The sequence below is a fragment of the Flavobacterium agrisoli genome (assembly GCF_016522065.1).
Lineage (GTDB): Bacteria > Bacteroidota > Bacteroidia > Flavobacteriales > Flavobacteriaceae > Flavobacterium > Flavobacterium agrisoli.
Window position 1 is genome coordinate 623,310 of sequence record NZ_JAEHFV010000002.1, and the last position, 13,785, is coordinate 637,094.

At 35.7% G+C, this 13,785-nt stretch carries 13 protein-coding genes; 2 read left to right on the plus strand and 11 right to left on the minus strand.

Annotation, left to right across the window (positions count from 1 at the left end; all coding sequences use genetic code 11):
* Positions 1-165 precede the first annotated feature (165 nt).
* The gene (locus tag I5M07_RS07730) at positions 166-1,362 is read left to right on the plus strand and encodes a C1 family peptidase (RefSeq protein ID WP_200105643.1); all 1,197 of its coding nucleotides are present in this window, start codon (positions 166-168) and stop codon (positions 1,360-1,362) included.
* Between the two features lie 80 nt (positions 1,363-1,442).
* Here I5M07_RS07730 and I5M07_RS07735 read toward each other — a convergent pair whose 3' ends face one another.
* Both I5M07_RS07735 and I5M07_RS07740 read right to left on the minus strand, forming a co-directional pair.
* On the minus strand, positions 1,443-2,096 hold the full coding sequence (locus I5M07_RS07735) for a metal-dependent transcriptional regulator (RefSeq protein WP_200105644.1): 654 nt from the start codon (positions 2,094-2,096) through the stop codon (positions 1,443-1,445).
* Positions 2,097-2,144: 48 nt separating this feature from the next.
* Complete coding sequence (locus tag I5M07_RS07740; protein WP_200105645.1) at positions 2,145-4,016, minus strand: Nramp family divalent metal transporter; 1,872 nt, start codon at positions 4,014-4,016, stop codon at positions 2,145-2,147.
* Between the two features lie 89 nt (positions 4,017-4,105).
* On the opposite strand from I5M07_RS07740, the gene I5M07_RS07745 reads away from it, so the two are divergent.
* Positions 4,106-6,193 (plus strand): TonB-dependent receptor plug domain-containing protein, encoded by a 2,088-nt coding sequence (locus I5M07_RS07745; protein WP_200105646.1) that lies wholly within the window; start codon positions 4,106-4,108, stop codon positions 6,191-6,193.
* 58 nt (positions 6,194-6,251) lie between these two features.
* Here I5M07_RS07745 and trhO read toward each other — a convergent pair whose 3' ends face one another.
* From trhO to I5M07_RS07790, 9 genes are all read right to left on the minus strand, one after another.
* A complete protein-coding gene (gene trhO, locus I5M07_RS07750) occupies positions 6,252-7,607 on the minus strand; it encodes an oxygen-dependent tRNA uridine(34) hydroxylase TrhO (RefSeq protein ID WP_200105647.1) in 1,356 nt (451 codons plus the stop codon).
* 161 nt (positions 7,608-7,768) lie between these two features.
* Positions 7,769-9,199: a TolC family protein gene (locus I5M07_RS07755; RefSeq protein WP_200105648.1), complete on the minus strand. Its 1,431-nt coding sequence runs from the start codon at positions 9,197-9,199 to the stop codon at positions 7,769-7,771.
* Entirely contained in the window at positions 9,199-10,383 is a 1,185-nt protein-coding gene (locus I5M07_RS07760) for an HlyD family secretion protein (protein ID WP_200105649.1), read from the minus strand. The genes I5M07_RS07755 and I5M07_RS07760 overlap by 1 nt, the downstream gene beginning before the upstream one ends.
* Before the next feature lie 26 nt (positions 10,384-10,409).
* The gene (locus tag I5M07_RS07765) at positions 10,410-10,841 is read right to left on the minus strand and encodes a DUF3302 domain-containing protein (protein ID WP_233621985.1); all 432 of its coding nucleotides are present in this window, start codon (positions 10,839-10,841) and stop codon (positions 10,410-10,412) included.
* 148 nt (positions 10,842-10,989) lie between these two features.
* Complete coding sequence (locus I5M07_RS07770; RefSeq protein ID WP_200105650.1) at positions 10,990-11,919, minus strand: DUF3078 domain-containing protein; 930 nt, start codon at positions 11,917-11,919, stop codon at positions 10,990-10,992.
* 91 nt (positions 11,920-12,010) lie between these two features.
* Positions 12,011-12,520: a DUF2480 family protein gene (locus I5M07_RS07775; RefSeq protein WP_200105651.1), complete on the minus strand. Its 510-nt coding sequence runs from the start codon at positions 12,518-12,520 to the stop codon at positions 12,011-12,013.
* An 83-nt stretch (positions 12,521-12,603) separates the two neighbouring features.
* Positions 12,604-12,927, minus strand: coding sequence for an SUF system Fe-S cluster assembly protein (locus tag I5M07_RS07780; protein WP_200105652.1), 324 nt, complete (start codon positions 12,925-12,927; stop codon positions 12,604-12,606).
* A gap of 5 nt (positions 12,928-12,932) precedes the next feature.
* Entirely contained in the window at positions 12,933-13,358 is a 426-nt protein-coding gene (locus I5M07_RS07785; RefSeq protein WP_200105653.1) for a SufE family protein, read from the minus strand.
* Entirely contained in the window at positions 13,358-13,720 is a 363-nt protein-coding gene (locus tag I5M07_RS07790; protein ID WP_200105654.1) for a hypothetical protein, read from the minus strand. Before I5M07_RS07790 ends, I5M07_RS07785 begins: the two co-directional genes overlap by 1 nt.
* Positions 13,721-13,785: the final 65 nt, after the last annotated feature.

Here is a 13,785-nt window from a genome sequence, read left to right on the forward strand (position 1 = left end):
CAGTGTATTATGATTTTGTGAAAACGAATCGGAATGCATTTTTCGCAATGATTTTCTTACTTCGTTAATCTATTTTGTTAAAAAAGTGACCAAATTGATTTATTTTTAATTGTTTTGCAATACTAATTCAAATGTGCTTATTAAATTTTCTATTATCAAATTATTATGAAAAAAAATCTAATGCAAACCCTTGGTCTTGCAACTGTGTTTTTATTCAGTTGTGGCTCGGTTAACGCGCAGGACATTTTGGTGAATTCACTTAAATTAAATGCAAGCGACAACAGCAAAAACAGTTTCAAATTTACCGAACAAATTAATTTAGGAACTACTTCTGTAAAAAGTCAAGGTTCATCGGGGACTTGTTGGAGTTATGCGACCAATTCGTATTTAGAATCGGAAATGATTCGCATGGGCAAACAACCGGTTGAGTTGTCGCAAATATTTTCGGCCAGAAATGTATATGTCGAAAAAGGAATAAATTATGTGCGTATGCACGGTGCTGTTTCTTTAGGAGATGGTGGCGAAACACACGATGTTATCAACATGTTTCGAAAGTACGGAGCAGTTCCTCGCGAAGTATATACCGGTTTAAATTATGGAACCGATAAAAACAAATTTGCCGAAATGGCTGCCATGATTGAAGGTGTTTTAAGTGCTGTGGTTAAAAATCCAAACGGAACTTTGACTCCAAATTGGCAAAAAGCATATACGGCTGTTATCGATTCGTATTTGGGCGAAGTTCCTGAAAAATTCAATTACAAAGGGAAAGAATATACACCGCAATCTTTTGCGAAAGAAGTAGTAGGAATTAATCCAGATGATTATATCGAAATGTCTTCGTTTACCAATGCGCCCTATTATCAAAAAACGATGTTGATGGTGCCAGACAATTGGTCTTTTGATCAAGTGTACAACATCAAAATGAACGAAATGACCGATGTAATTGATAATGCTTTGAAAAAAGGATATACCGTTGCTTGGGCTACCGATGTAAGTGAAAAAAGTTTTAGTTGGAAAAATGGTTTTGCGTATGTTCCAACCAAAAAGTTTGATGATATGTCCGAAGAGGAGAAAAAAGACATGTTTAATGGACCAAAACAGGAGCTTGATATTACACCAGAAATGCGTCAGCAAGCTTTTGATAACTACCAAACAACCGATGATCACGCCATGCACATTATCGGTTTAGCAAAAGACCAATCGGGTAAAGAATATTATATCGTTAAAAATTCATGGGGTGCCACCAACGATTACCAAGGGTTTTTATTTGTGACTAAAAATTTCGTAAAATACAAAACAACTGCTTTGATGGTAAACAAAGGCGGAATTCCTTCGGATTTAGCCAAAAAATTGGGCGTGTAATTTTGCAAATAGAGGACAAGCAAAAAAGTCAGGATTTCAACACGATGAAATCCTGACTTTTTATTTATAATCATTACTATTTAAAGTAATTTGACAAATAGGTTAGAGGCAATTTTGTTAGAAATGGTAAGTTCTTTTCCGTCGACTTTAATTTTTAACGATAAATCAAAGGTTTCTTTTGAAATAAAATCGATTGTAGAACCCAACGCAATTTCTTGTTTGTCGAGGTATTTTAAAAAAGCCGAAGAAGTGTCTTTTACGCCTACACAAACGCCGGATTGATGGGGTACTAATTCCGATAGTAATTGTTTTTCGATGGCAATAATACGTCCTTTTGCGTCTGGAATTGGGTCGCCATGTGGGTCTTCGGTTGGATTGCCTAAAAAATCATCTAATTTATTGATTAATTTTTCCGATTTGATGTGTTCCAATTGTTCGGCAATTTCGTGTACTTCATCCCATGAAAAATCCAACTTTTCTACCAAAAAAACTTCCCATAAACGGTGTTTACGAACAATCATTTTGGCTTCTAATTTTCCCGATTCGGTCAAAGAAACACCTTGGTATTTTTTATAATTTACAAAATCCTTATCGGATAATTTTTTGAGCATATCGGTCACCGATGAAGCTTTGGTTTCCATCATTTCTGCAATCGCGTTCGTACTAACACCCGAATTGGAATGGCTGGTTAAATGATAAATGGCCTTAAGGTAGTTTTCTTCTGAGAAAGTCATTATTTGCGGATTGTAAGTTAAGGCTTTTCAAATTTGGAAGAAGCCGAGCTACTTTTTAACAATAAACAAAGGTATCGAAATTTTGTGACGGAGTTGGTTAACGGTGGTTCCGAAAATCAAATCTTTGATTCCGGTGTGGCCATGAGTTCCCATGACCAATACATCAAAATGGCCTTTGTTGATGATTTCGGGAATTACTTTATGCGGTTTGCCAAATCCCAATTCGGTTTCGATTTTAAATCCTTTTGAGCTTAATAACTCTTGGTATTCTTTTAGCAATTTTTCGTCTATACTGGTTTCGTGATCGTCTGTTTCGTGTCCGTAAAACAAGGCGTTAACAGTTTCAACAATATGAATTAGTGTGTATTGCGCTTCAATTCCGCCCAATTTAAAAGCATTGTTCAGCGCAGTTTCATCGGCTTGGGAAAAATCCACCGAAATGGCTATCTGATGGTGGTGTTTTATTTTTTGTTCCGAAAACTGAATGTTCAAAGCATGTGGTGAGTGGTTGTGCATTCTTGATTTTATCTTCGCTACAAACGGATTGATTATGATGTAAAACAACAAAACCAAAAATGCAATAGCTAAAGGTACTACGGTAACCCAAAGTGCAACGGGGTTTTCGGAGGAATCGAGCCAGCCTACAATTTCGTCGTAAACTAATTTTATATTTAAAGAAACAATGATTGAAGCAATAATCCAAGCTGCTATTTGTGTGATTTTGTTGATATGAAAACCGTTCATTTTGGATTTATCACTCACAAAATGAATCAACGGAATGATAGCAAACCCCAATTGTAAACTCAGTATAACTTGACTAAAAATAAGTAATTTACCCGTGACACTTTCGCCATAAATGGTAATGACTACAACAGCTGGGACAATGGCAATTAAACGCGTCATAATGCGACGCACCCAAGGTTGAATACGCAAATGCAAATAACCTTCCATGATAATTTGACCGGCTAATGTTCCTGTTACGGTAGAGCTTTGTCCTGCTGCAATTAACGCAACAGCAAATAAAACGGGTGCCCATTTAGTGCCCAAAAGAGGTTCTAGAAATTGATGTGCATCTTGAATTTCGGCCACTTCAAACATCCCATTTTTATAAAAAGTAGCAGCGGCTAATATCAAAATGGCGGCATTTACAAAAAAAGCAAGGTTTAAGGCGATGGTCGAATCGATTAAATTGTATTTCAATGCTTGCTTGATTCCGGCTTTGCTTCGATCAAATTTTCGGGTTTGAACCAAAGATGAATGTAAATACAAATTATGAGGCATTACCGTTGCGCCAATTATTCCAATGGCAATATACAGCGCCGCCGAATTGGGAATAGAAGGAACCAATCCTGCAACAATTTGATCCATTTGGGGTTCGGCAAAAATCATTTCAAAAACAAACGAAAATCCAATGATGGCTACCAATGCAATAATAAAAGCTTCCATTTTTCGAATGCCTTTGTTAATTAAAAATAGCAGTAAAAAAGTGTCCAAAACCGTTATTAAAACGCCTTCAATCAACGGAATTCCAAAAAGCAAATTGATTCCGATTGCCATACCTAAAACTTCGGCTAAATCGCAGGCAGCAATGGCAATTTCCGCCAAAAAATATAAAATGTAATTGATGTATTTAGAATAGGTTTCCCTAGATGCTTGAGCCAAATCGCGTTGGGTTACAATTCCCAATCGGGCACTTAAACTTTGCAGTAACAAGGCCATTAAATTACTCATTAGCAATACCCAAAGTAAAGAATATCCAAACTGACTACCACCCGCAATATCGGTAGCCCAATTTCCGGGATCCATATAACCCACACTTACCAAATAAGCAGGGCCTAAAAAGGCTAATATTTTTCGGAAACCGGTTTTTTTATGTTGAGTAGCAACGGATTGGTTAACTTCTTCTAATGATTTAGTCATTTGGTAAAAATTGTTAAAGCAAATATAAGAATATAATTTTGTTATTGTAATTTAATTTTTAGCTTTGTCTAAAAATAAATTAAGATTTAATGAAAAATAAAGTTTTGTTAGTTTTTATGTGTTCTATGTCAGGTGTATACGGTCAACAAAAAGACTCGATTGTGCCTCAAAACACAAATTATTTAGATGAAATAGTAGTAACGGGCACCAAAACTTTTAAACGAAAAACCCAAAGCCCGGTGATGGTTACGCTTTTAGATAGTAAAGATTTGAGTAATTTGCAGGTTTGCAATTTGTCTGAAGGTTTAAAATTTCAGCCAGGTTTACGAGTAGAAACGGATTGTCAAACCTGTAATTATACGCAATTAAGAATGAACGGTTTGGCAGGCGGTTATTCGCAGATTTTAATAAATGGTCGCCCTATTTTTAGTCCGTTAATGGGTTTGTACGGAATGGAGCAATTGCCGGTAAACATGATTGAACGCATCGAAGTAGTACGGGGAGGAGGTTCATCCTTGTATGGTTCTAGCGCTATTGGCGGAACGGTAAATGTGATTACGAAAGTGCCCAAAAAAAATGCATTCGAACTCAATTCTACTTATTATAACATAAAAGGAAATAGTCCTGATTTTAATTTAAATGCGAATACGACTTTGGTTAACGAGGCCGAAAACGCAGGTATCTCTTTATTTTTGAGTCATCGAAATCGGGATTTTTATGATGCCAATGGCGATAATTTCTCTGAAATTCCGAAAATAAATAACAATTCGTTTGGAATTAATTTTTTTGTACTTCCATCAGAAAACCAAAAAATAGAAGGGAGTATTAGCCACTTGAATGAATACCGATTTGGAGGTGAAATGGTAACGGAACCGGCTTATTTAACCCAGCAATCGGAAGAAAGAAATCATAAAATTTGGTTGGGAAGTTTGGATTATCAAATTAATTTTGAAGATAAAAAAAATACGTTAATTGCTTATACGGCTTGGCAAAACACGAATCGGAATCATTATACGGGCGTTTTTCCTGATGATCCCATAGCTATCGAAAAACATCTGCTACAACCCCCTTACGGTATTTCGAACACCCAAACGCTCCAAGGTGGTTTGCAGTGGAATCATAAAATCAATTCTTTTTTTAACGGGACGAATGTTTTGACTTTAGGAACCGAGTATATTTCGGATAACGTTTTTGATGAAATCAAGGCGTACCAGTATGTAGTGGATCAGCATACTAAAGATTTCGGTGGTTTTTTTCAAAGTGATTGGGAAATCACGCCAGAGTTGGATTTGTTGTCCGGAATTCGATTGGATCACCATAATTTAGTTGAACATGTGATTGTGAGTCCGCGATTGGCGCTCTTGTATAAGTTAAAAGACAATACTCAATTCCGATTTAGTTTCGGAACCGGTTTTCGGGCTCCTCAAGCTTTTGATACTGATTTGCATATTGCTTTTGCAGGAGGAGGGGTTTCGCGCGTGATTTATGATCCAGATTTAAAAGAAGAGCGCTCCGAAAGTTTTAGTGCCTCAATTAACTATGATAAAGCAACAAGTAATTGGGTAGCTGGTTTTACTTTGGAAGGTTTTTATACGCATTTAAAAAAGGCGTTTGTTCTTCAAAATATTGGAACGGATGCATTTGGAGAAGTATTCGAAAAACAAAACGGACCAGATGCTTTTGTTAAAGGAGCAACCCTAGAATTACGCGCCAATTACAATCGAAAAATTCAAATCGAAACAGGTTTTACCCTTCAATCAAGTGTTTATGATCAGCCGGTTTCTTATATAGAAGGTGTTTCGCCTACCGCCGAATTTTTGAGAACACCCAATCAGTATGGATTTGGAGTCTTAACTTTTACTCCGAATTCAAGATGGAATTTTAATCTGAATTATGTTTTTACGGGAGTCATGAAAGTGGCCCATTTTGCTGGTGCACCAAATCAAAATACAGACGAAATGGTTATAACGCCTCATTTTTCAGAACTAAATACTAAAATTGGCTATGTCATTACTTCGAAGAAATTCGGACTTAATTTTGAAATGTATGGCGGAATAAAAAATATCTTCGATCAATACCAATCGGATTTTGATATCGGAAAAAATAGAGATAGTAATTATGTGTATAGCCCTGCTTTACCTAGAACGGTTTTTGCAGGTCTGAAAATTTTTCAATAAATAATTATACAATAAAAGCACAAAATTTGATCTTGTGCTTTTATTGTTTTTACCTTTTTTAGTTTAAAACTTTGTATAATTTGTCCGATAAACGAATTCGGAACGGGAGTTTGAAAGTAACCGAATCACCCGGTTTTGCAGTCGAAGCCTCTTTTCCGTTTACTATTAATTCGGAAACCGTAATCACTTCTTCACCAGTAGTTTTTCCTTTAATTAACAATTGATCGCCAATTTTAATCTCATTCGATTCGATTAAAAACTGACCAATCGATGCTTTTGGAAAAAAATGGGTACCTCGACCTAAAATTAGTTTTTTTATTTTTTTAGGTTTTTCGATATTTATTTCTTCAGCCGATTCATTGATTTTTGCTGGAATTTCGGAATTGTTTTTAAAAGTCAGTACTTCCGATTTTCCTTTTCTAAAAACTTTATTTCCAACTTGTTTGCCACGGCGCAATTGTAATTGTTCTTCGGCAGACAAATGAATGGTTTCTTGGCAAGTAGTTGAGCAACAATTTTCCATTGCAGCTTTACAATCATCACATTGAATAAACAACAAATGACAACCATCATTTGCGCAATTGGTATGATTGTCACATGGTTTTCCGCATTGGTGACATTGCGAAATAATATCTTCGGTAATACGTTCGCCCAAACGGTTATCAAATACAAAGTTTTTACCAATGAATTTGCTTTCTAAACCTTCTTCTTTTATTTGTTTGGCATAATTAATAATTCCGCCCTCTAATTGGTATACTTTTTTAAAACCTTGATGTTTGAAATACGCGCTGGCCTTTTCGCATCTAATTCCGCCAGTACAATACATCACTAAGTTTTTGTCTTCTTTGTGATTTTGTAATTGTTCGTTGATGATAGGCAGACTTTCGCGAAAGGTTTCCACATCGGGAGTAATGGCGCCTTTAAAATGACCTACTTCGCTTTCGTAGTGGTTTCTAAAATCGACTACAATGGTATCGGGGTCTTCAAGTATTTCGTTGAATTCTTTTGCTTTTAAGTGAACGCCTTTGTTGGTTACGTCAAAAGTGGCATCGTTTAAACCATCGGCAACAATTTTATCGCGGACTTTTATAGTGAGTTTTAAAAACGAATGATCGTCGTGCTCTACGGCAACATTCAACCGAATACCTTTCATGAAATCATAGGCTTCAATAGTCTCTTTAAAAGCATAAAAATGATCGGCAGGAACAGATAATTGCGCATTAATTCCTTCGTTGGCCACATAAATTCGACCTAAAACCTCAAGCGGATTCCAAGCAATGAATAAGTCGTTACGAAATTGAGTTGGATTTTGAATGTGCGCATAAGCATAGAAAGACAACGTGAGTCGTTGTTTTCCGGCATCATCAATCATGATGGCTCTTTCTTCTGCGCTTAAAGTGTTGTACAGTTGCATGCTATAAACGAATTTAAGTTGAGAATAAATATAAAAAATGTTGCCTTCACAACATTGCGGTTGCAAAAGTACGTTTTTTTAACAAATTTCAAAAGCTTGAAGTTTGTTAATAGTTTTTAAATGGGTTTAAATATCGAAATAGAACTTTGATTATTAAAGTATTATAAGCTGCCTCCTAACGCAAGATACAAATTGACGCGTTGTGTGATTTTTTCGTTTTGTACTCGTAAGAGGGTTAGTTTGCTGGCATATAGACTTAATTGCTGTTGCGATACAGAGCGCATATCGGTTTTTCCTACTTCGTATAACTGTTTTTCTAACTCAAATGCTTTTTGACTGCTTGTAACGGCTGAGGAAAGGAATTTTTCCCTTTGAAGGAGAATTTGCGTGCTATTTAGTGCGTTTTCAACATCATTAAAGGCATTTAATACTACTTTGGAATATTCGTAAACCGCTTGTTTTTGTTCTGAAGTTCTAATAGCAATAGATGCTTTTATTCCGCCACCTTGATAAATCGGAAAACTGGCAATACCTCCAGCTCCCGAAACGGGGTTTTCAAAATCAGATTTCAAGTTTAAGAAAGAGCTGGTAAGCTCTCCAAAATTGGCAGTTAATTTCAAATTGGGTAATCGATTGGCTTTTGCTTCTTCAACTTTATGAAAAGCGGCCTCAAAGCGTTTTTGTGCAGCTTTTAAATCGGGTCTTCTTTCTAGCATTTGCAATGGAATACCGGCTGGAATTTCATTTTCTATAATAGCTAAGTTTTTAGTTGTTTCTAATTCTGCACCTGGATAGCGACCTATCAAAATTTCTAAGGCTCTAATTTGATTGTTGTATGCCAATTGCATTTTTTGAAGTCCATCGTTGGTTGAACTTAAATTGGCTTTTGCAATTTCATAATCTATTTGATTGCCAATACCAATGTCGAATCTTTTTTTTGCCAAATCGGCTAATTGGTTATTGGTTTTAACCATTTCTTGAGCTAGTAACAATTCTTGATAAATTTCGGCGGCATTGTACCAATTTCGCACTACGGCTGCTGCGATTGAAAGTTGAGCCGCATGGTAACTTTCAACTGTAGCATCATAATTAGCAATAGAAGCTGCTTTTGCATTCCGTAATTTTCCCCATAAATCAATTTCCCAAGAAGCGCTTAAAAGTACTCCCGTTATTCCCATGCTGAAATCTTGTGCCATATTTGTGCCACCTCGACCTAATAAGTTTAAGGCAGGTCGTAAGGCAGCCTTTGATAAAGCAACGTAACCCTCGGATTGTTCGATTCTGGAACTCCCAATTAATAAATCGGGATTATAACGAAGTGCTTCGGCAACCAAAGAGTCAAGTACAGGATCATTGAAATCGCCAAGCCAATTCTGAGCAACAGCTGTTGTATCATTAATAACGGCATCAGTAGGCGCACTTTTCCAAGTGGAAGGAAGAGCAAAGTTCGTAAAGGCAATTTCTTGTAAGTCTTCTGATTTTGGTGGCGTTTTTACTCTACAAGAAAAGGCTAGCAAAACGGAAAATACTAGTAAAGTTTTTCCAAATTGCGCGCTGAATGTCTGAATGTTATGTTTGCTTGGTTTTTGCATTAGTGAAGTTTAAGGATCAACCAATCCATTTTTGTAGAAACACGCACAATTACCTTACGTACCAAATGTATTATTTTTCCGTGTTCGGTATAAATAGCGCCAGCACCTACTGCTCCAGCGGCTAAAAAGGTATCTTTATCATGGTCGGTTACTTTTAATCGGACTGCAAAGCGATTTTCCTCGGCTGGTGGATGTTCTCCTGTTTGAGGGATTATTCCGTTCATACGAACTTGTCCGTCGCTTGTAGCCCAAACAATTTTTTCAACTTCACATTTTATTATTTGATTGGGGTGTGTGCGTAGCGCAATCTCTGCTTCATTACCCGGTTCTACCATTCGCAATTCATTTTGTTCGTATAAAGCCACAATATATTGTTCATCTTCTACAAAACTCATCACCGGTTTTAGGGGTAATTGTACTGCCATGGCACCTTCTCGTAATTGTAAATTTATTACTCTTCCATCGGCTGGGGCACGATAAACAGTTTGTTCGAGCCTCCATTTTGCTTGTTCAATTTGAGATTTTGCTTGTGCCAAATTCGCTCTTGCTTGTGCCACTTCGGATAATTCTCCCGTACTGGACTTCGCCGACATCTTTTCGATTATCTGTGTTTTTGCTGCTTTTGATACACCTAATTGTGCTTCTAGATCTTTTAAATTAGCGGCGGCTTGTTCAAAGTCAAATTTCGTTCCTGCGCCAGATTCAGCCAATGCTTTGGTTTGTGAATATCTTTTTTTGGCGAGTTCGTATTTAGCATTCACAACATTGATTTGATCGGAGGCCGAATTAAGTTGGGCACTTAGCTCTCGGTTATAATATTGTGCGCTAATGATTTTGGCTGCTAAATTGGGAATGGTAGCTTCTAAATTTTTAATTTCATTTTGAAATGGAGTAGGATCAATTCGAAACAATACATCTCCTTTTTTTACATGCGAATTCGGTTCAACCGGAACTTCGATTACTTGTCCAGTCACAGAAGGAACAATTTCTACCGTATAATTAATTACCCGAACATCATGAGAAGAAGGTGCGTATAAATTCAAAAAAAGTATTAAAATACCGATCAATACCACGGGAATGGTATAAGTGATAACTTGCGAGGTGGTATTCCAAGGAAGCCATTTAAATTTAAAAAAGATAAGCCAGGCGAAAAACCCATATATTCCGAGTAAAAGAATTTCCATATATCTACTATTTTAAATTCGATTTATTAAAGTGTTTCGGGCTCATCGTTATTTTTACGCTCTTTAAACTCTTTTAAAGTTTCTTCGTGATAATCGCCTTTGTCTGTTCCGTAGGCCATTTTGTAAAAAACAGGTTTGCTGTAGGCCCACAACCAAGCTAACGGCCATAATAGTCCGCCAAAAACCAGTGATAACAAACACAATGTTTTAATGGCTTGCGCTTGAGGATGGTTTTTCTTTTCCGCAATTTTTTCAGGTAATATATGAACCATTAAAAAAGCAATTATACCTAAAATTGGTGCTACAATCAGGGCAATCCAACTCACTACTTCGGCAATAGAATCTTCCATACTTCCTTCTTTTTCATTGGCTAGTAACAATTGCGAACTGAATAACAGTATTACAATTACCATCGGTTTGGAAGAAACGCTTCTAATAAATTTATTAATGCTTTTCATAGTTTGATTTTTAATAAAGAAAAATCTCGTTAACTAATTTTTTGAAAGTATGAATTTACATATTATTGCCTGATTTTCAAACAATAAAATGAAATTTATAATAAAAAAATGCCTCAAAAAATTGAGGCACTGGTTTTGTTTTTTCTATTTAAAATCCGTAATTAACGGCTACACCAAAAACTTCTCTGGTTTGTAATCCTTCAAAAGCATTGTCGTCGTAAATGGCTTGAAATTGAAGGTTGGCAGATAAGTATTTGTTTATTTTCATTACAATATTTAAGGTGTAATCTATATCTACATTTTGAGGGTCTTCTAAATAATTTGAATACAGATTCAGAATGTTTTCGAAGGTTACATTGCTCATAATTTCAAATTTGTAATATGCAGAGGCATAGAAACCCAGTTCGTATCGCATGCTTTTGGTATAATCAACTCCAAAATAATCGCCATCAATATAACCGGGAACTGAAGTGAAATCGCTATCAACAAAAGTGAATTTAGAAGTAAGAGGCGCAAAGTTTACGCGAAGATTTTCGTGTTTTTTCCAGTATAAACCAGGTCTAAATGTCAAATAACCTGGAGACATGAAGTTGGTGTTGTACGTTCTGATTTCGGCACCATTTTCATCTGTTCCATAATCGTATCCTTTTGAGAATTGCGTTCTAAAATTTAAAAACAAAGAGTAATACCATTCACCAAATGCTTTTTTTCCTAAAATAGAATTGAATTCCAAACGGTCATCGGTCTTTTTTTCAAAATTAGCATTGTCCGATTGCAAAAGTCCGTACGAAGCTAAGATTTTATTATCCCAACTTAAATCGTCTTTTTTATAATTAAAATCATAGTTGATTCCTAAATTCCCCGATATATTGTTTTCACCTCCAGCAACCCAATTGTTGAAATTAGATTGATTGAATAAAAAAGAAATGTTTCCTTTATTGGTCCAGCCATTCGGAATGGTATCTGCTAATTTCTTAACAGCTGCTTCGGTATTTTTAGCTAATTCTTTTTCGGTATTTTGCGCTTGTATAAAGTTTGCACATGTTAGTAGTGAAAGTGCAATTAAGAACTTCTTCATTAGAAACAAATTTAAAGGTTATTGTATTTTTGTAAGACAAAGATACTAAAAAGCCTTAAAGTGTTAATTGTTTCTTAATGCAAAGTGTAAATTATTTCTTGCTTTCTTTGTAAAGTGGTACAGCCGAGCATGCTTCGCCATACATAATACTTCGGGCAAAGGGTTGTAATCTTTGTATGGCTAAAAGATAGGCACGAACAGGAACGGGTTTTTTAGAGCATCCTTTGATAATTACAGGTTTGTTTTGGTAAACCGAAAAATCAATTTCTGGTAATAGGTTTTCATATAAACTGGCTTCCAAATCTTCAAGCGTGCCATTTACCACTTTTTTGGCAAAAGGAACCAAATGCGTGGTTATTAATAGCGTTGACCAAGCCGGGATAATAGCATCGGTGCTGCAGTTTAGCGCAATGTAATGGTCTTGATATTGTGACCAATCGTGGTTTTTAAGATCTTCTCTAAAGTTTTTTTCTTTTAATAAAAAACCTTCGATCAACCACTGTGATAAATCAATCTGGGTTCGAATTCCCTTCGGGTAATAATCTTCCAAATCAAAAACTTCGAGTACGCTGTTGGCGACTTTGTTTACAATTTCGTCCATATTTTTGTGTAGCTTTCAGTATTCAGTTTTAAGTGGTCAGTTTATGAGCTGCTCACTTAAAACTGTTTACTGATAACTTAATATTATAGCATTCCTAATTCTAATTTCGCTTCTTCGCTCATCAAATCTCTACTCCATGGCGGATCGAATGTAATTTCTACTTCACAATCTTTGATGTTTTCAATTTTTTTGACTTTTTCCTCTACTTCCCTTGGTAAGCTTTCGGCAACCGGACAGTTTGGAGAGGTTAATGTCATTAAAATTTTAACTTCGTAATCGGTGTTTACCATTACGTCGTAAATCAAGCCCAATTCGTAAATGTCAACGGGAATTTCGGGGTCGTATATTGTTTTTAAAACTTTTACGATTGATTCGCCCAATTCGTTAGTGTCTATTTCTTGTTCCATTTTTTTTAATTTTTGTTTTTTGAATCAAATGCTAAAGCATACATTTTGATGTTTTTTATCATCGAAACCAATCCGTTGGCCCGTGTGGCCGATAAATGTTCTTTTAATCCAATTTCGTCAATAAAATTCATATCAGCGTCTAAAATATCGCTCGCTTTTTGGTTAGACAAAACACGAATTAAAATAGCGATAATTCCTTTAGTCAAAATGGCATCGCTATCGGCTGTAAAAACAATTTTATCGTCTTTTTGTTCGCCTTGTAACCAAACTTTAGATTGGCATCCTTTTATTAAATTTTCGTCTATTTTGTATTCTTCTTTAATTAAGGGTAGCGTTTTTCCGAGTTCGATGATGTATTCGTAACGTTGCATCCAATCATCAAACATTGAAAATTCGTCTACAATCTCGTTTTGTATTTCTTGTATCGTCATTAATTTGTGTTGTTTGTATTTAAAGTAACCATTAAAGTTACTAATTTTTCTATTTCTTGCGGCGGAAATCCATGATCAAAAGCAGGTGTTTCATACTTTTTTCCATTTTCTGTTATGGTAAGATGAGCAATTGCAGCTCCGTCGTAAAATCGTTTTTCGGTTGGCGCTTTTAACGTGTTTAAATTCTCTAGATTAAGTTCGTTATAAGCTGCTGTGATGTTCTTACAGTCCGTTTTACTTAATGCAATCGATTTGGTTTTTTTCGTTCGATTATTGGTGATTAAAGCCAATTTATTTTGGATAACTATTTTCTGAAAAAAACCTCGTGATTGCGCTTCATATTCGATAGTGACCTCTTTCATTTTTGGGTGTTTTTGACTCGCACAACTAGTGGTGAATAGAATGATGCAAATGAAAAGAGATAAAA